This window comes from Paenibacillus selenitireducens (genome assembly GCF_002021565.1).
Lineage (GTDB): Bacteria > Bacillota > Bacilli > Paenibacillales > Paenibacillaceae > Paenibacillus_K > Paenibacillus_K selenitireducens.
The window spans coordinates 345,037-366,101 of record NZ_MSZX01000005.1 but is presented as its reverse complement, the minus strand read 5'-3'; the positions used below and the strand labels follow the sequence as shown (position 1 = coordinate 366,101).

The following is a 21,065-nucleotide window of genomic DNA, read 5'->3' as shown; positions in this document are numbered from 1 at the left end:
TGCTTCCTTAGCTTTTTTATGATGATCATTTCAGGCGTTCAAAAGATCGTAACACCCGTAAATTATTTAATGTAATAACACCCTTCCATTCCGTCTTCGCCAATTGCCACTGTTCTTCAAAACGCCCCCAGGCCCAGTTCGGTGCCCAGGCTCCATCCTCACCTTGCTGCTCTATTAACGTATCTAAGTCCGAAGGAATATACGTTGAGAACCGTTCGTAGTACCTCGAATTCGGCGACTGCAGTATTTGCAGCGGTACCGCACAGTACCCTTCCCGTTCCTCCGGATTGGCTGCCACACAATTGCTAATGAATTGATCCAGCTTGGCTTCCAGTTGTTGATACTGTACTTTGGTCAATCGATCCGCGAGACGAATATAACAGAGCATTTCATGCATCTCTGCCAGATCGGATGTTTCTTGCAAATAACGAATGGCTTCATCAACTACCGTATTCACCCACTCATCCGATAGTTTCGTGCGATAATCGATCAAATAGCCTGCGATTTCTGCATTGGGATTGCCCCAATGATCATTGAATGCGCCGTATTCCCACCAAAAGGCACGCGGTGATTCTTCCGCAGCTTGCGGGATAATCTCCCACCCTTTTTGCTCGGATTGGTATGTACGTTCTAAATAATTCAAAGCTTTGTCCACTAGATCGGGATCCGTCTCGTTCAACTCCGATAAAGTCTGAAATGCAATAGTCGTCGCCAAAGCAGAAGATTCGGAACAACGAACATCAGGTTCTAGTCCGTGCCCGAAGCCACCGTCCTCATTCTGAAACGTCTTGAGTTCCTCCAGGACGCGGCGAGCCGATCCGTTCTCGAACTCATATTCGAACATCGCTCTCTCCAGCGGTCTGGCTTCTGACTTCAAGAACGCACGCGCTTTTTCATAAGCTTCCGTATTGAATGTCAACACACCAAATCCTCCTTTATTGAATCATGGGCAACCGGAAATAATAAACATATTTTACCACTACTTCCGAAAAGAACAAGGACGAATGATACAAATTGCTTTTTAAATTGGGGTGTGATATAGTGTTGGTTCCTTTTGTCATGGGTGCAAATAAGTCTTAGGAGGTAACTGAAATGGAAGACACTTTTCAAAGTGCCTATCAAGAAGAAATGCGTCAACTTGAAATTGCGCAGCAAGAAATCGATCGGCAGCTCACCCACTTGCGCAATACCCCGGTTTATACCGGGCATGATTTTACAGAACAGGTCTTAGAAGAGACGCGGGAAGCTAGACGACAGCGGCTTGCACGTGCGGAAGATGCTCCTTACTTCGGTCGGTTGGATTTTCAGACGAATCAGAAGTCCGAAGCTACCCCGCTTTATATCGGAAAAGTTGGTGTCAATCACGGCGATCTAGATGTCGAACAAGAGAACCCGCTCGTCATCGATTGGCGCGCACCGATTGCAAGTCTATTCTACTCCTTCACCGGCGGCCTTGAGCCTGCTTCCTATGAAGCGCCAGAAGGTACAATAGAAGGCCTCGTCTATTTGAAGCGAAATCTCGTTATTCGCAAAAAGATTCTGCAGCGTGTCGTAGACACCTACACGCGGGATAGTGATCAACCCGCTGTATCTGATGAATTCCTCCTCTATCGGTTGGGAGAGAACAAAGATAACCGCTTGCGCGATATCGTCTCTACGATTCAAGCGGAGCAGGACCTTATCATTCGGGCGGCCAAGAACACAGCATTAATGATTCAAGGGGTTGCGGGCAGCGGAAAAACAACAGTTGCGCTGCACCGACTCGCATTCCTGCTCTATCAATACCAAGAACAGATTCGCGCGGAACGCATGATTATCTTCGCACCGAACCAAATGTTCTTAAATTACATCTCAGATGTCCTGCCAGAACTAGGTGTCGGGAACATTCAACAGAACACCTTCGCGGACTGGGCTATGAATTTGCTGGACCTGGATGCGAAACTTCTGCCTGCAACAGATATGTGGGGCATTTGGTTCGAAACTTTGGAGCAGAGACCCGCGTTGAACGATGATGTTTCAGGTCGATACAAGGGATCCACCCGCTTCAAGCAATGGATTGACAAGAGTATGGAACTGCTTGAAGTCAATTGTGTCCCAGATATGGATTTCTCTCCTTGGGATGGCAAAGTCTTGCCGCTGCAGACCATTCGGAATTGGTTCTTCGAGGAATACAAGCATTATGCGCTTGCGAAACGGAAAGAACGCGTGCTTGCCAGAATCAATCGCTGGATTGAGATGGAGCTCAAACCCATTACGAATACAGTGAAGCTCAAAGAATTTAAGCAAAAATCAAGTACGAGAATCAAAGCCTATGCCAAGAAATGGCCGGAATTCGATGCCTTTACGTTGTATAAAAATCTGTTCCAACCCGATAAACGCGGGGCGATTCTACAACAGGATCGATTCGAGTCGATTCCTGCGGACGTCGTGAAGCATACGCGAATCACGTTGAAAAATAACGAAATACGGCATGAAGATTTGGCAGGATTATTGTATATTCATGTGAAACTTCACGACATGGCGAGCGAATCCCGCTTTGACCATATCGTAATTGATGAGGCACAAGACTTCTCTCCATTCCAAGTCGCCGTCTTAGATCTATTCGTTCGGAATCATTCCTTCACGATTCTCGGAGATTTATCCCAAGGGATTCATGCATACCAGGGCATACATGATTGGAACGAAATGCAATCCTTATTCGAAGCCCAGGATACGGCTTATTTCGCACTCACACGGAGCTATCGATCGACCATGGAAATCATTGAGTTCGCAAATGGCATTCTTGAGCGTGGGGTGCACACCGATTTACTCGCCGTACCTGTCTTCCGCAGCGGACAGCAAGTGCAAGTTCTGGAGAAAACTTCGGTAGAACAACTGCAAGTGATCCAGGATGCGATTCAGCAATTCGAGCAATCGGAATACAATACGACGGCCTTGTTAACCCGGACATTGGAAGAAGCTCGCACACTCTACCAGACACTACTGGATCAAGGATTGAACGTGAATCTAATCGATGGCAGTCAGAACGAATACCAAGGCGGTATATCTGTGCTTCCCGTCTATTTGTCCAAAGGATTGGAATTTGACGCGGTATTGCTCATGGATGCTGACGCGTATCATTATCGCGAAGGCGCTATGGATGCCAAGCTGCTCTATGTTGGCTGTACGCGGGCATTACATGAATTATGGATCTTGTATCATGGGGAGTTAACCCCATTTATACAGCAACCAGCTTAACGATATGATATGAACGTTGTGATAAAGGGCTGCCCATACGTCGATAAAGACGTCGGGCAGCCCTTTTTGCTATTACCAAATCTAGCATTGAAATTATCCAATGATGAGCTGAGCTACCATAGACAAATCAACAATGTCAATTTTGCCGTCGCGATTCATATCCGCGAATTTGGCTTGCTGCCAATCTGGGCTTGCCGTTGTTTTGCCGTAATGAGCCGCAATCATGGCCAAGTCCCCAATACTTACTTTACCATCGTGATTCACGTCTGGTGAAGTTGCAGGTTCCTCAGTCGTAATCTGAACCGTTACGGACGATACGTTCCCTTGCGTTTCCGTACCCTTTGCATCAGCCAGAATCACTTGACTGATGTTGATCAGGGCATTCTTCGAGTTATCCACCGCTTTGGCTTTGAACGTGAACTGGAGCAACGCCTTATCTGTTCCTATCCCTTGATCCGCGCCCATGCTCGCAGTCAGGAGTCGCATGTTCCCCGGTGTTTTCTCCACGCTAGAAACAAGGTTAAGTCCTTCGATAAGTGACGCTGTTCGAACCAACTCGAGCGCATTCGTGTCATATTGCAAGGAGAAGTCCTGTGCATAGGTACTTGTTGTGACTCGATTCAACTCCAAATTCACAGTGAACGTCTGCCCGGAGTTGACCGTTACAGCACTAGAGACTAACTTGGCTAGATTCTCAGGTGAATCCACGTTTTTACTTGCTTCCAGATTGGTTTTGGCTGATGCCAGGTTTTGAATCGCCTGCTGCACGCTTGCTTGGGTCACGGATCGAGACGTGAATGTAGTGTTCGCCAAGCCAATTTTGGAACGATACGCATCCATGGCTGCCGCAGGATATTGGCCCGGCTCTGTCCCAACCACCGTAGCATCGTCAGCTAGCAGCTTCGCTTCCTCAAGCTTGCTAAATAACGTGTTCAATTCCTCGATGGACTGACGTTGGGCCAATTCGTTGTACAACATTTCTACTTGCTCAGGGTAAATCGCCGTACTGTAAAATCTCGCCACACTTACGTCGCCATCCATCACATAGTTGCCGCGATTATTGCTTTCAGGATCGGCTCCAATGGCAAACTGTATGGTCGGTTGGCTAAGCGAACCACTAACCGCTGTAGTTCCCACTTGCGCCCCATTTAAGTACAACGTCATTTGTCCGCCGTCATATGTCGCGACCAGATGATAGTTCTTGTTCGCTTCCAGCTGAACGCCGACTTTCTTATAGCTGCCGTTAATATAAGCCCATAGCTCCATTTTTCCGCTGGCTGTAGATTCAAAGCCTAAACCGCCGCTCTGCGTATTGCTGAATACATCCTGCGTACGAATGGAATTTAGTCGGAATTGCGATTCTAAAGTGAATTCTTTCGTTACCGCTTTGATGGAGTTGCTCGATGGGATGGCGAAATATTCATCCGTCGTTCCGTTCATGCGTCCCACATATTGTTTGAACGCCGTGCTATAAGCGATTTTCGCGCTTGCGCCCGTTGAAGCCGCATGATTTTTCGCCGGTGATCTGTCGTTCGACGTGCCATCGATAAAATCAATATCAATGACATCCGCAACCGGCTTCTCCGAATTCGGTGGACGATTTGCTGTCTTCGCCTGCACGGTCAATGGCGCAGCGCTTCGATTGCCAAAGGCATCGATTGCCGTAACCTCTACTCGGTAATTCGTAGAAGGTTGCAGACCGCTAATATCGAAGGACAACTGCGTTGGCGCGGGATCATCATACAACTGAGCAAAAGCCAAGAAGGATTGCGCCGTACTTCCTGTCGCTACATTCACGGTCTTCACTTCATAGGACCGCACGAATAAATTGTCGCTTGCCTGATCAAACGTAACCTTCATTTTATTCGGCTGAATGCTCGCGGGATCGATCGTTGCCGCAGCGGTACCAGAGAACGTAGGCTTAACTTGATCACGGTCACTCGTATACGTGAAGGAACTTTTCACGGCCGGGTACTTCACGACCCAATTGTCGCCCGTCCAATCATTCGTATGGAAGTCTCGCCGCTTGATTTGTACTTCATTGTCCAAAACTTCAACAACGAGACCTTGGGTGATTTCATCGGTTGGATGAATGCCTTGGATTTTGCCTGGCTCTAACTCAGGATAACGCACCGCTGCCGTCCCCACCGCCGTGAAATCCTTCTGCATAATCGAGCCGGGATCATCGAGTACATAATGGGAATGTCCTGAGAAGGTAATGGCTTGCGGATATTTCGCTAACGTATTGTACAATTTCGTCGCGTTCTGCTTATGTCCCCATAAATCGCTGCCATACACGGTTCCCGTGATTGGCTGATGAAGGAATACAAAAATAGGCTTATTCACATCTGCCTCTTCGGCTAACTTGGTATCTAACCAGTTTAACTGGGTGTCGGACAAGGTCCCGTCTCGCGTACCGTCTTCACTTCCCAAGATAATAAAGTGATAACCGTTGATCCATTGGTCGTAATAAATGCCGCTCATTCCTGTCTTATCCTTGAAGCGCTGTTGCTCGACGGCTGTTGTGCCATTCAGATAATCGTGATTGCCGATCGCAAATAACGATATGGCGGTCGGATTTTTCAGTTCATTATAATGGCTCATAAGTGTGTCATATTGCGAGACTGTCCCTGAGTCCGTAATATCGCCAACAGCAGCTAAAGCATCGTAATCCGGTGTTATCTCCTTCAATTGATTTAAGACCAAACGCCATTTCGATACATCCTTTGGCGTATGCCCAATATGAATATCACTCAGCACAGGGAAGACGAGATTCTTCCCATCTTCCCTTTTCACGGTGGTATGGGAGGATGCCTCAGCAGCATCCCCACGACCTTCGCCCATCCATGTACTGATCAACTGCAGCGTAAGTGCAGCAATCAATACTCTCGTTAAAACTTGCGAAATTCCCCAATGCCGTACCCCTACTGCCATCGTTGAACTTCCTCCTTATGAATTCAGATCTTATTGCAGAATGAGATTCGCAATTACCGCCAAATCCAAGATATCGATCACACCGTCTTTGTTAATATCCATGTATTGAATGGCTGCCCAATCTGGACTCTTATCTGTCTTGCCATAGTGCACAGCAATGATTGCTAAGTCACCGATTGTGACTTTACCGTCGTGGTTCAAGTCTCCCGGAATACCTTGCGGTACGGTAACAATCTGAATTGTATATTCCGATGCCCCGGCAGCGGTCTCTATCCCTTGCGAATCCCCCAGCAAAGCGTTCGTTACCCGGAACGTTCCTGATGTGTCTTTATCCGATGCTTTTGCCTTGAACGTGATTTCAAGAACATCCGAACTTCCAGTTATGCCATGACCAGGACCTTCACTTGCAATAATGTAACGAAGTGTGCCGTTCGTATCCGACTTCTCGAGAATATTCAGACCCGATTTCGGTGTAACGCCTACGAATTGGACCGTGTTCGGATCATAGGTTAACGATATATCTTGCGCATAGACATCGCCGGTCACGCCTGTCAATCCGAAGGTAACTTTAAATTCCTGACCAGCTTGAACCGAGCTAATACCTGTCAATTGAGTTACTGGCCCGACAGGAGCGACAGCTTGAACATGAATATCTACCGTGACGGATTTCCCGCCATAGGTTGCTGTAGTCGTGGTATTCCCTATGGCTTTCCCCGTAATCACGCCTTGGTCAACGGACGCAACCGCCGAATCAGCCACCGTGAATGTTGATAATGAAGTCACGTCTGTCGTCGTTCCGTCTGCGAACGCAGCCGTAATATGCATCGGTGTCGTCTCATTCACTTTCACCGTGTAGCTTGACGCATTCGACGTAATTTTCGCCAATTCAGCTGGAGCTTCTGCTGAACGGTACACATTCAATTCGGCTATGGAAGCAAAGTCGTTATAACCTTGCGTCGCTTCTAACTTCACGAATTTTGCCTTCACGCTCGGGAAATTAATCTCCTTCAACAAATTGTTGCGGAGCCATACGCCGCTATTTACTTTCGTGAAATTCGTTCCATCTTCACTAACGTACAGATTATACCCGGTGATTGTTCCGTTACTTGCTTCTGGACGCGGTAAATATTCTACCTTGCTAAGGTTATAGAGCGCTCCCAGATCAACAATGAACGATTGCGGTAACGGATCAACATTGAACCATTTCGTATGCCAGTGCGTTGTTGGATCGCCGTCGATGGCAAATTGCGGTTCATTGCCGCCTTCTTGTGAACTGGTTGCGGTTGCCTTCATTCCACTTTGCGGAATTTTGATCAATTGTTCTTGGCCTTTCACCGTGACCTCTGTCGTAGCCTTGAAATTACCGTCTGTCGTCGTTACGGTGATCGTTGCCGTGCCTTGACCTTTCGCCGAAACAACGCCGTTCGCATCCACCATCGCAATGGACGGATCGCTTGAACTCCACGTTACCGTCTTAATCGTTGCATCAGCCGGGGCAATGGTCGCTTTCAAGGTCTCTGGGGCACCCAATACATTCATCGCAAGCGTTGCTTTATCGACGCTAACACCCGTAACTTTAGTAACACCGCCCAGGGAGTAACCGAACAATTTAAATTCAGCAATGCTTGCACGTGTATTCGCATCCGGCAGACCGGTAATTGTGATCCGAGCATACCGGCCGCGACTCGCAAATGGGTCCTTCAACACTTCAGCCGCTTCCTGATTCGATGTACGGTTCGCAACTTGGATCCAACTGGATGTACTGTCTTCACGTACTTCGATTTTATATTGGTAGGCTTTGGTGCTTGATTCGAAGGATAGTTCGGATCCTTGAATCGAATACATTTTACCCAAATCCAGGGTTAAGGTATGACCTGTTAAGTTATCCGCGGCAGACCATCTGGTTGCCGCATTCCCATCGTTCGCGTTGGTTGCAGGATAATTCGGATCACTGCTGTCCGAAGTAATCGACTTTCCTTCGGAAATGTTGCTAATCACAATTTCCGGTTTGGGCGCATCGTAGACATCCAGCTCAGAAGCTGATGCGAATCCTCCAAGGGCAACGACCGCTTCTAACTTCACATAACGAGCCAAAGTAGGCGCGAATTTGATATATTTATGGAATTTATTGCGCACCCAATCCCCGCTGCTTATTTTCGTATAGTTCGTGCCGTCTGTGCTGATATAGAAGTTGTAGGTGGTTATGGTACCATTCCCCGCATCCGTACGCGGCGCATATCGGAACTGGCTGATTTCATGGATCGAACCTAGATCCACGATAATGGACTGCGGTAATTTGTCGGAACCGTCCCATTTCGTATGCCAGACCGTGGTAGGGTCTCCGTCAATCGCTTTGGAAGCCTCGCTGCCGGGCTGCGCACTGAATGCGGAAGCCTTCATCTCGGATTTCTTGATCGGTGTTGGCTCCGATTTTGTCGGGTCCCGATAAACATTCATTTCGGACACCGAAGCATACCCATTTACACCCTTTATTGCTTCGAGCTTGACATATTGCGCGTCCTGGGTGTCAAAAATAATCGTTTTCTCTTCCTTATCCATGGTCCATAGGCCATTCGCTACCTGATTATAGTTCGTGCCGTCTAGACTCGTGTATAGCTTATACTCCGTGATGACGCCGTCGGTACCGCCATATTGACGCGGCAATACTTTTACGCGGTTAATGAAGTGATTCGTTCCCATATTTAAGATCAACGATTGCGGCAGCGTTGCCGAGCCGTTCAGCGGTGTACTCCAGATCGATTCACGACTCGCGTCCAATACGTTCGCAGCAGGCGTCGATGCGTCTGCCGCTGTAGCCGTAGCGACGATATCGCCTTGCGGAATGCGGCTTGGATCGGTATCTTCTTGCGGAATTTCAATGACCGAAGGATCGGTTAAAGGCGTTGTATCCGCTACGAAATCAGTAGTGTGAAGCTCAAATCCCTGGTTCGTTGGCAATTCAGCCGTCTTCACATACAACATGCCGCCTTTATCTGTGGCATCATAGAACCATCCGTTCGAAGTAGCATCCCAAGCAGATTTGCTAGCAACCTCACTCATCGCTGTGCCGCTTAAAGAGACGGTGCCTGGCTTGTTATGCATATGAATCGTGAATTGATTGACTCGTGCAGCCAGCTTTCCTTTATAATCGCCAACCGTCGCCCCCACTTGAATGATGAGGTCGCCAGTTCCTTGTTCCGGCGCGATCGATTTAATCGTTGTTTCCGCAAACTTGCCTTCGCGGTGCTCTCTCGTGACGCCATCATCTTCATACATCGTGAAGCTGGATGTCTTGTATGGATAGATATCATACGTAATCGGATTCGGCGGCACTTGGCCGTCATACAGCGACTCCGGATACATCGGAATAATTGCTCCTGCTTTGACAAGCAACGGCAAGCGATTTAGCGGTGCTGCATATTCATCCAGCATTTTGGAACCATAATGCTCCGCACCCGACCAATAATCCACCCACTTCCCCTTCGGTAAATAGATTCCATTTCTCGAAGTTGTATCCGTATACACAGGGGCAACCAAGAAGCTGTCACCTGACATGAATTGATATTGTGTCAATGTATTCTTCGTATTCGGATCCGTCGGATAATCAAATACCATTCCGCGCATCAGCGGTGATCCATCAACGTAAGATTCATGCAAATACGTGTATAAGTAAGGTGTTAAACGTTGGCGTAATTTTAGATAATCCCGGTTATAGCTTGTATACGGCTCGCCCCAGATCCATGGCTGTTTATCCTTCGCCGCCCAACCTGACATATTCATGAGAATCGGCGTGAAGATTTTCCATTGCAGATCGCGCACTTGCGTCTTCGCGCTGCCGCCGAATATCCCGTCAATATCGCCCGTGGAGTAAGCCATCCCGGATAATCCGGCACCAATCATCGAAGGAATATGAAAACGAATGAATTCCCAATCCCCGGCTTGGTCTCCTGACCAAACTGTTGAATACCGCTGCGTTCCCGCCCAGCCTGCAATGGACCAGACATAACCGCGGTCGTTGGAGTTGTTCTCTGTTCCCTGATACGCTTGCTTCGCTCCATTCAGAGCGAAATCATGACCCGCTCCAACCCATGCAACATCAAGCTTATTCAGTCGTGTCCCATGTACGCCAACTTCTGTTGCGATTTGATCCACGCCTTGTTGCGTCCACAAACCGATGTAGAATCCGAGATCATGGAGCTTCTGTACCGTTTCCGTCAAATTCGTATAACCGCAACCATAGCCGTCATTCGGAAGAATCCAAGCTCCTGGCATGTCATGATCACGATAAGCCTGGGCTACTTTTAACACATCTAACGTTGTTTCTGGCGCTTTGTTATAACAATCGGCATCGCCAAGCCCCATTCCCCAGCGCGGGATCAAGGTCGGCTTGCCTGTAACATCCGTATATCCATTTAAAATATCTTTCATGGTATCGCCGTAGAAGTAATAAGCGTCGAAGCGGTTCTCATTATGTGTCAGACTGAGTGGGCTACCGAAATCATACGACCCTTCACGGAACGTGTTTCGCAATACCCCATAGCCATTCGTGCTTAAGTAGAACGGTGATGGATTGGAAACGGTTCCATCTCCCCAGCCGCCAAAATTATTTCCGATTTTAACCGTACGGTCACGATGGGAGAAATAGCCGTTCTGCATCCCGCCGCCGTAGAAATATTCGTCCGCACCACGCGATAGCTTCTGGGTAGTAGATGTGTTCGTATAATTCAAGCTGGCTTGCTCTTCCCAGATGAGCGTTGCATTATCTTCTTGGTACATCGCGAATTTTAATGGACTCTTATAGGCACGCAGCACGAACTTGCCCGTATCCAGCTTGTAATACGATCCTTCATCTGATTCATGCACGGTCACAGGACCGAAATCATTCTTGATTACAATGGGCTCCAACGCGGTACCGCCGCTCTTACCCGGAGCGTCTGTGAACGTGCCGCCAACGCCCAGCCAGATACGAACGATATCATCCCGTAGAAACACAGCTTTGATCTTGTCATTGCCGCTTGTGAACGTAAATGTCTTGTCATCTGTCTTCTCGAACTTTGTGATATCCCCGATTGGAGCAGCTTCTGCTGTGTCTTTGGAGAGGAGGAAAAATGTGAAAGCCATCATGATGCTAAAGGTGGTTAATAGCAGGAATTTTAACTTTTTCAAAAGTAAACGCCTCCAATTCACATCATTTTTGGGATTTATTCTTCGGAAGGAATGTTAACCCGTTTGATCTGTTCATCCTTTGACCATGTACCTTGCGATACTTTTTTGAATGTCATGCCGTCTTTGCTCGTGTAGACTTTATACGTCGTGATGATGCCATTGCTTACATTTTTGGTGGTACCCCGTTCACATCATCAATGTAGTACGTCCTCCCTTCACTCGTTTGCGTTGCTGCGGCTAACGCATGGGTGCAGGATGCACGATAAACATACTCGTGATCATGAGCATACACACGAGAGCCTTCACCATCCTGCGTGTCAAATGATTCACCACCATTTCAGCTATCCTCATCAATGCCAAAGGATGTGGTCGATACGGAACGTATCTAATGGTTTCTATCATATATCATTCATTTTATGTTTTACTATGTGTAATTTTGACTTTTTTAATTAATATTTTGATTTTTTCCATCATAAATACGGACCAAAGATTCAATTTTGTTAAAAATAATCCAAAAGACATGAACGGGTTGGACCAATGACTTAACCAACGATACAATATGTATTATTTTGTCGTATTCATTTATTGGATCATCGACAAGATAAACCCTCATGTCGAATGCGCACAGCGCATATATTTTACATAGCGTAAAAGGTGAATCACAAGGAGGAGACTGCGATGGTCATCACGCCCAATGTTCCGACATTGAGCTATGTTCTAAAAGACGGGGTGAAGCATTTCGAGTTGGTTGCAGAACAAGTGGAGTTAGAAATCTTACCGGGGATACGTCTGAAAGGACTTGGTTACAATGGTTCTATTCCGGGTCCTACCATAATGGTCTATCCTGGAGACCAAGTGAACATCCGTGTATCGAACCAATTAGATGAAGGGACGAGTGTGCACTGGCACGGCTTAGATGTTCCGAATGCCATGGACGGTGTTCCATGTATCGAGCCTTCTCCAGTTATTCCTCCGAACTATTATTATGAATATCGATTTACAGTCGTAAATCCTCCAGGCACCCATATGTATCATTCTCATTTCAATAGCATTCCGCAAATCATGGGAGGACTTGCCGGTGCCTTTATCATTCTTGATCCACCAGGTCATGGGCTCTGTGTCGATCGCGATTATTTCATCATGCTTCACGAATTTCATCTGAATGGGCTTGCCAAAGGGGAGGTCAAACCCGGACTCTATGATATGGATCCCTATAGTGATATGTTCAACTTTTTTACAATGAACGGTCGGTGCTTCCCACATACGGAATCTCTGCCGGTAAAGCTAGGGGATCAAGTCCGGATTCGACTTGGAAATCTTGGCATGCATATCCACCCTATTCATCTGCACGGTCATCCATTTTCGATTATTGCTTCAGACGGCAATCCCATTGGATGGGAGCAACAGCTCATGAAGAGTACAATTCCCGTAGCACCGGGAGAAACCTATGATATTCTATTTCAAGCGAATAACCCGGGAATCTGGCCATTTCATTGTCATATGCCTCACCATATGGCTAACAATTTCACCAAATCCGCCGGGGGAATGTTTACGACAGTTGTCTATCGTTCGAATTAATTTTTCTCCAGCTCTGTGATTGACAAGCCTGGCATAACTTCGAACGCTCGCACAGCTACGAACCCTTCCGATGCATACAATTGAAGTGCTGGTGTATTCTTCGAACCTGTTGCTACGATGAACTTGCGAATCTCAGGATGATGTTCTAATACATATTTTACTAACTTTCTTCCGATCCCTTTGCGAAAATGATCTGGATGGATGACAAGACGGTGAATATCCAAGGTATCCTCTTCTATTTTAAAAGAAATGGCACCGATTAAAGCTTCTTCATCACGTAACCCATAAAAGATTTCCCCACAACCCATCAGCGAGTCTACCGTATCTCGCAACGCAGGAATCGCATCCGACTCGATAATCGCTGCCTCGATTCGATAAGCGGGAAGTTGCACAGTAAGCACCTCATCGGCAACTTCCTTTTGTTCAATGGGTAATTTTGTAATCATCATATACAAATAATCCTCCCTAACATCCCCGTGTTCCTTCCACGGAGAGTAATGATGCGTTCAGAAAATACATATAGAATTCAAGAACACCCATGTCCTTTACGTATCTCCAAATCTTGCTAAAACGTATCATAACCTGTCAGGTATAAACATTCAATAGGAAACCAAATACTCTACATATTTCGCATTGTTCACATGTCCGTTGATATCGATTTCCGTCGAACGAACAGTTACTTCCAATATGGCTTCCATGATCTTGCCTCCATCATTTCGTACCACGTATCATACGCTATCAAGTTGCAGCATGACAATAAAAAACCTCGGAACCCATTGATCCGAGGTTTTGACATCCTATTATTCTTTCACCCAAGCGACTTTTAGATCCATCTGCTGAATGCACTCCAATGAATCGAACGTCTCATTCTCAATCATCGGGGATACGGGATATACTTGCATTTGCGTCTCATCATACGTTCTTAAATAAGGTCTCACGTAGTTAATCCCGCGCACCGAAGAATCCAGCCATACGTCCATCGCTTCCTCATCTAGGATCGCCGGCATACGCGTATCAAACTCCCGAATCACGGAATTCGCATTCGTCATCAGCAATGTACATGTCCGCACTTCTTCACCGCGCGTATCGCGCCAATTCTCATAAAGTCCTGCGATCCCGAATAATTGACGATTCGGCATGACCACACGCACGGGATATGTCTTCTTTCCTACCGTTCGCCAGTAATAGAACCCATTACATGGGATCACGCAGCGCTGCCGATCAATCATCTTGGGATATGCTGGATTCACATGTACCGTATCAATATTTGCGTTGATGGCATCCTTCCCCCAGAACGGAATTAACCCCCATCGACTCTGATCCAGATGGAGTTCATTTCCTGATTTCATGATGACTGCCATCTCTTGTGTTGGCGCTATATTGTAGCGTTTACGATAAAACGTGATGACGTTGTCAATCTTAAAATACGCTTGCACCTCATTCAGTTCTGCGCTTAATGAAAATCTTCTGCACATAATTCCCACCATCCTTTGAAGCCTATTTTTACCAATAATCCTGAGATTATTCGACAATTAACCCCACAAAGAGGGGACTTGGCTTCGAAGCTGATTCAGGTACTTTGCGGAGGGCCCCGGATACTATAGATTCTATAGATAAAAAAAAAGACCGCCTAAGCGGCGTATCCATCAGGATACGTTACTTAAGCGGTAAGGATTTTGGATTATGTTCGCCGTGCTACTTCATTAAATACCGATAACTTGTTTCAATTGCGTTGTGTTGAAGCCGAGGATTTTCTCCTCGCCTACAACGGTTACAGGCACAGCACGCATGCCCATGTTGAATAATTCTTCCATGTAAGCCTCGTTCGTATCCACGTTTCTTTCCTCGAACTGTACATTATTCTCTTGCAAGTATTTTTTCACTTGCACACAGTGCGGACAAAAGTTACGAGAGTATACGATAATGTTGTTATCAGACATGTCTAATCCCTCCTCGTTCGTTCTATTATACGCCTACGGCTGCGTGTTCTTCTAAGAACCGCTCGCACTCCAGTGCCGCCATACATCCGCTGCCTGCAGCAGTAATCGCTTGACGGTACTTCGTATCTTGAACATCTCCGCAAGCAAAGATGCCTGGTACGTTCGTTTCAGTTGTTCCCGGCTTGACCACAATGTATCCATGATCATCTGTCGTTACTTGACCGCCAAGGAATTTCGTATTCGGTGTATGACCGATGGTAACGAATAATCCTTCCGTCGCAATCACTTCTTCTTGACCTGTAGCATTGTTACGTACTTTCAAGCCTTGTACGCCATTGTCGCCAGCCACAACTTCAAGCGGTGTACGGTTAAGCGACCATTTGATTTTCGGATTTTGACGAGCACGATCCTGCATAATGCGGGACGCACGAAGCTCATCGCGACGATTTACGATTTCAACTTCAGATGCAAACCGAGTTAAGAAATTTGCTTCTTCCATCGCGGAGTCGCCACCGCCGACTACAATAATTTTCTTGTTACGGAAGAAGAAGCCATCGCATGTTGCACAGGTACTTACACCACGTCCAACGTTATCTTTTTCCCCAGGGATTCCTAAATATTTCGCCGAAGCGCCTGTTGAAATGATCAAGGTATCTGCAGATAACTCCCCCATTCCTTCGACTTGCAAAGTAAACGGACGTTTCGTTGTATCTACGCTAGTCACCCAACCCGTACGGAATTCCGCACCAAAACGCTCCGCTTGCTTCCGCATATTATCCATCAACTCAGGTCCTTGGATACCTTCTGGAAAACCAGGGAAGTTCTCCACTTCCGTCGTTGTCGTCAATTGTCCACCCGGTTCCGGGCCTTCAATAACAAGAGGATTAAGATTTGCGCGAGCCAAGTAGATGGCCGCTGTCAGGCCGGATGGACCGGTACCGATTACAATAGATTTATACGTTGTCATGTGAAGTCTCCCCCTCTTTTCCTATCCTTCATGAATTAGAATGTTGAAGCTAATTTGGCCGCTGCTTCCATACCTTCAGCTACGATCGCTGCGCTGCGGTCTGGGAATTGGTTATGTCCTTCGACGATAACAGTCTCGATGTTCTTCACACCGTATAAATTCAAGTTGTAGATGACGAAGTTAACCGCCATTTCACGGGAAGCCATTGGTCCTTCCGAGTATACACCGCCGCGAGCGCTCAATACAGCGACTTTCTTCTCTGTTACAAGGCCAACAGGACCTTCAGCTGTGTAACTGAATGTTTTGCCTGCTTGGCTCAAATAGTCGAAGTATGTGTGTAATACGGCAGGGACAGCCATGTTCCACAATGGAAATGCGAACACAACTTTATCAGCTGCTAAAAATTGATCTAAGTATTTGTTCACTGTCGATGCAGCTTGCTGCTCTTCCGCAGTTAATTCAAACCCTTTTGCTAATTTGAACATGCCGTTAATCATCGTTGCATTGTAGTATGGTAAGTTCTCAGCGAACAGATCAAGTTCAATCACTTCATCGGTCGGATGAGCTTCTTTATAGTTGGCAAGGAATGCATTATATAGTTGTACACTTACCGCTTGCTCTGCTGCACGATCATTGGCTTTGACGAATAAAACTTTAGTCATTGGGAATACCCTCCACTTATTTATCTAGTTGTTTTTGTTATGTCCTTATCTTATCACCGGAACGAGCTTTCTCCATCGGCATATCGGATGAACTTGGACTACAAAAAAAGACCAACATATGTTGGTCTTGGTCTACGACTTAAGTCGTAGGAAGGTGTAGATCTGCAATTATATACTCGTGTTCGAATCCGTCAGACCGTGCTTAATGGCGATAATGGCGGCTTGCGTTCGAGCTGTTAACCCGAGCTTGCTTAAGATGTTGCTGACGTGGGTCTTCACGGTCTTCTCGGTAATATGAAAAGCAGCAGCAATTTCCTTATTGCTCTTCCCGAGCGCAACAGATTGCAAGACTTCCTTCTCACGCGGTGTGAGCACGTCTAAATTATGTTCCTCTTCCTCCACCGATGGATTCACAGGCTTCTCTACCAAATGCGACATCAACTGCTCTGTCACACGCGGATGCAGCTGTGCTTGCCCTTGATACACCCCGCGAATAGCCTGTACAAGCTCATCGGGTTGGATATCCTTCAATAAATAACCGTTCGCTCCCGCTTGAATCGCAGGCAATACATGGTCATGATCGGAAAAGGATGTTAAGACAATCACCTTCGTATTAGGATGCTTCGTCCGAATTTGTTGGGTTGCCTCAATCCCTGTCATACCTGGCATGAGCAGGTCCATCAGGACAACGTCCGGCTGCAGCTCCTCGATCTTCTCGATGGCTTCCTTCCCGCTCGTGGCCTCGCCCACAAGCTCAATATCCGGTTGTGTATGCAGATAATATTGCAGACCGCGAATGACAATCGCGTGATCGTCTACAATCAATACTTTAATACTCATACTTCAAAGTCCTCCCCTTGATTGCAACTAAGAACGTAATGGAATCAACACACGGATCGTTGTTCCTTCGCCGACTCGACTATCAATCTCTAACGTACCACCGAGCGTTTCGGCTCGTTCTCTCATCGTTCGCATACCCAATGTGCCTGTTCCGTCCACTTTAAGCGGCGAAAATCCATCCCCTTGGTCTTTAATTTCCATGAGTACCTGGTCCTCGTGCTCCTTCAAGCTGATCTGCACTTGCGGATGCCCTGCATACTTCCTGGCATTGTTTAACGCCTCTTGTCCGATCCGGAACAAGGCTTCCTCTACACGGCTGGGAAGATCCAGCATACAGTCCACGCAATTGATGACAACAAGTCCTTGTGCTTTACCATACCGATACAACCCCGTCAGTAAGCCTTGCTCGAGTCCAACCGGACGAAGCTGCAGGATAAGCGAACGCATTTCTGATAGTGCATCTTGGGTAAGGTCTTTCATATCTTTGATCGCACGCTGCACGATTTCAGGGGGATTCTCTAACATGGCTTCCAACCCGCGTGCTGTAAATTGTAAGGAAAATAGCATTTGGGACACGGAGTCATGCAAATCCCGAGCTAAGCGATTCCGCTCTTCCCATTTCAATAAATCAACCTGCTGCTGATAGAGGCGTGCATTCTCGAAGGCAAGGGTAATATGGCCTGCTAACGCTTCGATCACTTCCACGTCCACCTCATCAAATGTTATTCCTTCCGCACACCCCGCATAGATCACACCAAAAGGTTTATCTCGAAACCACAAGGGGACAGCAACAGAGGAACGTACATTTATGTAGGCGAGAGGATCCGGCTCCTTCACCTTAGGTTTACTGTGCCACTCCTTCGTTTCGCCGTGCAAAAATGCCTCGCCAATATCATCAGCCTGTTTGAACGTATAGAGTTTGCGCCTGCGATTAATGATCCCGTTCTTCCAGGATACCCTCCGGGACAGCTTCCCGTTCTCTTCCATGAAAAATGCTGTGTGCTCACACCCCAAATGCTCGCCAATCCACCTTGTAACCATCTCCGGGATTTGCTCCGTAGCCAAAAGCTTCCCGAGATCCCGGGTCAAGTCCCCCAATTGGGAATACAAATCAGCGCGCTTTTGTTCCGATTGATATAATAATGTCCGTTCTAATGCCGTCCCAATTTGGAAGGCAATCGACTCCATCAATGTCAATTCTTCTTCTGTAAAATGATCTTTACCTGGTGCTGCCACATTCAAAATACCGAATTTTCGCGTACCTGCGGTCAACGGAATTGTGGCATGATGCGTAATCCCTTCCGTATCTCCGTAAATATAATGTGTTTCTTGATCCAAGCGTTGGCAATAGATCGTATTCACGGCCGCTTTTAACTTTCCGCCCCAATAGCCATCCAGACACCAGCAAGATCCGGTTGTCAGCGCTTTTTGATCATCCACAGCTAAGGCTTCAGGCAATTGATAATGGGCTGGACATGTATAGTAATTCGCACATTCGTCCGCCAGAAAGATCCATCCCGCCTGCATCTCGGTTAACTCGACAAGCTTGCGTAATACGGAGTTCAACAACGTTGTCAGATCATTGGATTGATTTATCGTCTCGGCAATGGATTTGATGACAAGCAGCTCACGCACTCTAAATTGTTTCGTCAATCCCATCCCGTCCTTTGCAATGTAAAGTCGTGAGCCCAGTGTACCATCAACTACAGTCAGCCATCAACCTGCATTCTCACCACTTGGAAATATTTTGAATAAATGAACTTTTTAGGTTTTTTGTGCCAAACCCCCTTTTTCACCTGAGCGCATAATGACTTCTACAATTAAACGGATGGAGAGTGAGAAAAAATCTTTCGCGCATATACATGTTTAAATGATCATATAACCACATATTCATATATTAAATAACAAGATTTGAATAACTTCTCTCCTATTCGTATCACTCATTTGTTTTCCTTTCAACCTCTGCAATTTTCTTTTCTTATTATACATAAAATCTATAATCACTAATTCTGTAATTTATGACGCCACAGCTCCAAGGCGCCTCATTATACTTTCTGATTAAAATTTGTGTTATAGTTATACCGATAACAATCGGTAAACCGGTATACCCCCTTATTAAATAAGGCTTTTATAGTTTACTACAAAGGAGAAATTAGAGATGGCGAAGGACGATATAAAATCAATAAAAATGGAAAGCGAACTAAAAAGCTTAGTGAATGAGCGGATTGAAAAATCTGGTATGGAGGGTGCAGAGTGGTTGGAGTCCCTCATGGCTTTAGAAATCATCCATACGATCAGAAATAGCGATTCTGCTGTAGAAAATGATCTAAAGGACCTTGAAAAATATATGAATCGGGTCTATCACCTTCTGATCCGGGTCTATCAGCGCGGGGCTGATGCCGTTGATGAGATGAAGGAACAGTCGATGGAGGAAGTGGCTCAAGCATCCCAGAAAGTGGAGACCGTGCGGGTCGAGCTCTCCCAAGCCCAGAAACGGTTAACACAAAAAGAAGAAGAGCTCGCGATTTCTAATAGAATCACAAGTGAACTACACGAAAAAATGCAGCAATACGAAAAGACAGCCAAAGCTGCGGAGGAAATAAATCGATTGACCCAGGAGAAGGTTGTACAACTTACAAAAACCATAGAAGAACTTCATAAAATTGAGGCAGATGCAGTCGCAATGAAATCTGAGGCTTTAGATTTCAAGCGTCTATCGGATGAAGAGCTAGCCAAGCAAAAAGAGATAGAGAAAGAGCTTCGCAGGGAGATTGAACAGCAACACAAGCAGAACGAGCGCCTACTAAAAGAGGCTGAGGAAGCCGTTTTACGCATGCAGAAGGAACACGATCGAGCTTATGAAGTTGTAATCAAGGAAAAAGAGATCGAGTATAAGGAGCTGCTGCTCCGAGAAAAGATAGATTGGCAAGAGCAAATGACTCAAATGAGGAACCAACTTACCGAGCAACATGCGAATACAATGGCAGAATGGGTTGGAAGAATGCAGGGAATGCAGGGAATCCAGAAAGACTAGAAGTAGCACATCACTTCTATGTCTAGGTGACACCACAAATAGGGTTTGCCATGGGCAACCCCCTAATGTGGTAAATATGTCTTGGTCCATTACATTAAAATATGATGATGATGCATGATGAATTAAGTTGCATTCGCAATTAAAACTCAATCCCGAGAACCGCAGGTATTCCTTCTTCATAATAATGCTTAATAGGCTTCATTTCGGTTACGAGATCTGCCATGTCCATCATTTCTGGATGGGCGGAACGTCCCGTTACGACGATATGCATACCTTCAGGACGGTTGCGGATCATATCCAACACTTCCTGGAACGGCAAGACATCCTCAACAGGGAAGCTCGTAATGGCCAGCGCGTTATTTAACTCATCTAGAATAATCACATCATAGGCACCGGATTCTATTTCCTTCTTCGCCGTTGCGAAAGCCAGCTTCAGCGATTCCCGATGTTCTTCAGGCGTCTTCGTCCACGTAAACCCAATCCCTAATTGACGAAATTCAACCCCTAACTTCTCCAATGCCAACTGTTCACCATATGAACGCTGCGGACTTTTAATAAATTGCAAGACAAGCACTTTGTAACCTCTTCCTATTGCCCGAACGCATAGGCCGATTGCCGCCGTCGTTTTTCCTTTTCCATCTCCTGTATATACAAGCGTAAGTCCTTTTTTAATCGTTCTAGCCATCTGTGTATCTACTCCTTTCGTT

The 21,065-nt window shown here is 46.4% G+C and carries 15 protein-coding genes; 3 read left to right on the top strand and 12 right to left on the bottom strand.

The window, feature by feature from the left end:
• Nucleotides 1–25 precede the first annotated feature (25 nt).
• Nucleotides 26–922, bottom strand: a complete 897-nt coding sequence (locus BVG16_RS14945; RefSeq protein ID WP_078499473.1) for a prenyltransferase/squalene oxidase repeat-containing protein — start codon at nucleotides 920–922, stop codon at nucleotides 26–28.
• Between the two features lie 170 nt (nucleotides 923–1,092).
• On the opposite strand from BVG16_RS14945, the gene BVG16_RS14940 reads away from it, so the two are divergent.
• Entirely contained in the window at nucleotides 1,093–3,237 is a 2,145-nt protein-coding gene (locus tag BVG16_RS14940) for a HelD family protein (protein ID WP_078499472.1), read from the top strand.
• A gap of 93 nt (nucleotides 3,238–3,330) precedes the next feature.
• Here BVG16_RS14940 and BVG16_RS14935 read toward each other — a convergent pair whose 3' ends face one another.
• Together BVG16_RS14935 and BVG16_RS14930 are read right to left on the bottom strand one after the other, a co-directional pair.
• Nucleotides 3,331–6,171 carry a LamG-like jellyroll fold domain-containing protein gene (locus tag BVG16_RS14935; RefSeq protein WP_078499471.1) on the bottom strand — a complete coding sequence of 947 codons (2,841 nt, stop codon included), beginning with the start codon at nucleotides 6,169–6,171 and terminating at the stop codon, nucleotides 3,331–3,333.
• A gap of 30 nt (nucleotides 6,172–6,201) precedes the next feature.
• Complete coding sequence (locus BVG16_RS14930) at nucleotides 6,202–11,337, bottom strand: discoidin domain-containing protein (RefSeq protein WP_078499470.1); 5,136 nt, start codon at nucleotides 11,335–11,337, stop codon at nucleotides 6,202–6,204.
• A 678-nt stretch (nucleotides 11,338–12,015) separates the two neighbouring features.
• Between BVG16_RS14930 and BVG16_RS14925 the strand changes: the two genes are divergently transcribed.
• Nucleotides 12,016–12,915 carry a multicopper oxidase family protein gene (locus tag BVG16_RS14925; RefSeq protein ID WP_078499469.1) on the top strand — a complete coding sequence of 300 codons (900 nt, stop codon included), beginning with the start codon at nucleotides 12,016–12,018 and terminating at the stop codon, nucleotides 12,913–12,915.
• Here the strand turns inward: BVG16_RS14925 and BVG16_RS14920 are convergent.
• The 8 genes from BVG16_RS14920 to BVG16_RS14885 all read right to left on the bottom strand — a co-directional run bounded on the left by BVG16_RS14920 (nucleotide 12,912) and on the right by BVG16_RS14885 (nucleotide 18,977).
• Nucleotides 12,912–13,364, bottom strand: coding sequence for a GNAT family N-acetyltransferase (locus BVG16_RS14920; protein ID WP_233147042.1), 453 nt, complete (start codon nucleotides 13,362–13,364; stop codon nucleotides 12,912–12,914). The genes BVG16_RS14925 and BVG16_RS14920 overlap by 4 nt on opposite strands.
• A gap of 150 nt (nucleotides 13,365–13,514) precedes the next feature.
• Nucleotides 13,515–13,613: an acyl-ACP thioesterase domain-containing protein gene (locus tag BVG16_RS14915; RefSeq protein ID WP_078499468.1), complete on the bottom strand. Its 99-nt coding sequence runs from the start codon at nucleotides 13,611–13,613 to the stop codon at nucleotides 13,515–13,517.
• A gap of 102 nt (nucleotides 13,614–13,715) precedes the next feature.
• Entirely contained in the window at nucleotides 13,716–14,390 is a 675-nt protein-coding gene (locus BVG16_RS14910; protein ID WP_078499467.1) for an SOS response-associated peptidase, read from the bottom strand.
• A gap of 228 nt (nucleotides 14,391–14,618) precedes the next feature.
• Nucleotides 14,619–14,855 carry a glutaredoxin family protein gene (locus BVG16_RS14905; RefSeq protein ID WP_078499466.1) on the bottom strand — a complete coding sequence of 79 codons (237 nt, stop codon included), beginning with the start codon at nucleotides 14,853–14,855 and terminating at the stop codon, nucleotides 14,619–14,621.
• Nucleotides 14,856–14,880: 25 nt separating this feature from the next.
• Nucleotides 14,881–15,822, bottom strand: a complete 942-nt coding sequence (gene trxB, locus BVG16_RS14900) for a thioredoxin-disulfide reductase (RefSeq protein WP_078499465.1) — start codon at nucleotides 15,820–15,822, stop codon at nucleotides 14,881–14,883.
• Nucleotides 15,823–15,857: 35 nt separating this feature from the next.
• Nucleotides 15,858–16,484 (bottom strand): FMN-dependent NADH-azoreductase, encoded by a 627-nt coding sequence (locus BVG16_RS14895; protein ID WP_078499464.1) that lies wholly within the window; start codon nucleotides 16,482–16,484, stop codon nucleotides 15,858–15,860.
• A gap of 168 nt (nucleotides 16,485–16,652) precedes the next feature.
• Nucleotides 16,653–17,324 carry a response regulator gene (locus BVG16_RS14890; RefSeq protein ID WP_078499463.1) on the bottom strand — a complete coding sequence of 224 codons (672 nt, stop codon included), beginning with the start codon at nucleotides 17,322–17,324 and terminating at the stop codon, nucleotides 16,653–16,655.
• 27 nt (nucleotides 17,325–17,351) lie between these two features.
• A complete protein-coding gene (locus tag BVG16_RS14885) occupies nucleotides 17,352–18,977 on the bottom strand; it encodes a GAF domain-containing sensor histidine kinase (RefSeq protein ID WP_233147041.1) in 1,626 nt (541 codons plus the stop codon).
• A 505-nt stretch (nucleotides 18,978–19,482) separates the two neighbouring features.
• Between BVG16_RS14885 and BVG16_RS14880 the strand changes: the two genes are divergently transcribed.
• A complete protein-coding gene (locus BVG16_RS14880) occupies nucleotides 19,483–20,358 on the top strand; it encodes a hypothetical protein (protein ID WP_078499461.1) in 876 nt (291 codons plus the stop codon).
• A 139-nt stretch (nucleotides 20,359–20,497) separates the two neighbouring features.
• Here BVG16_RS14880 and cobO read toward each other — a convergent pair whose 3' ends face one another.
• Nucleotides 20,498–21,043 (bottom strand): cob(I)yrinic acid a,c-diamide adenosyltransferase, encoded by a 546-nt coding sequence (cobO, locus tag BVG16_RS14875; RefSeq protein ID WP_078499460.1) that lies wholly within the window; start codon nucleotides 21,041–21,043, stop codon nucleotides 20,498–20,500.
• Nucleotides 21,044–21,065: the final 22 nt, after the last annotated feature.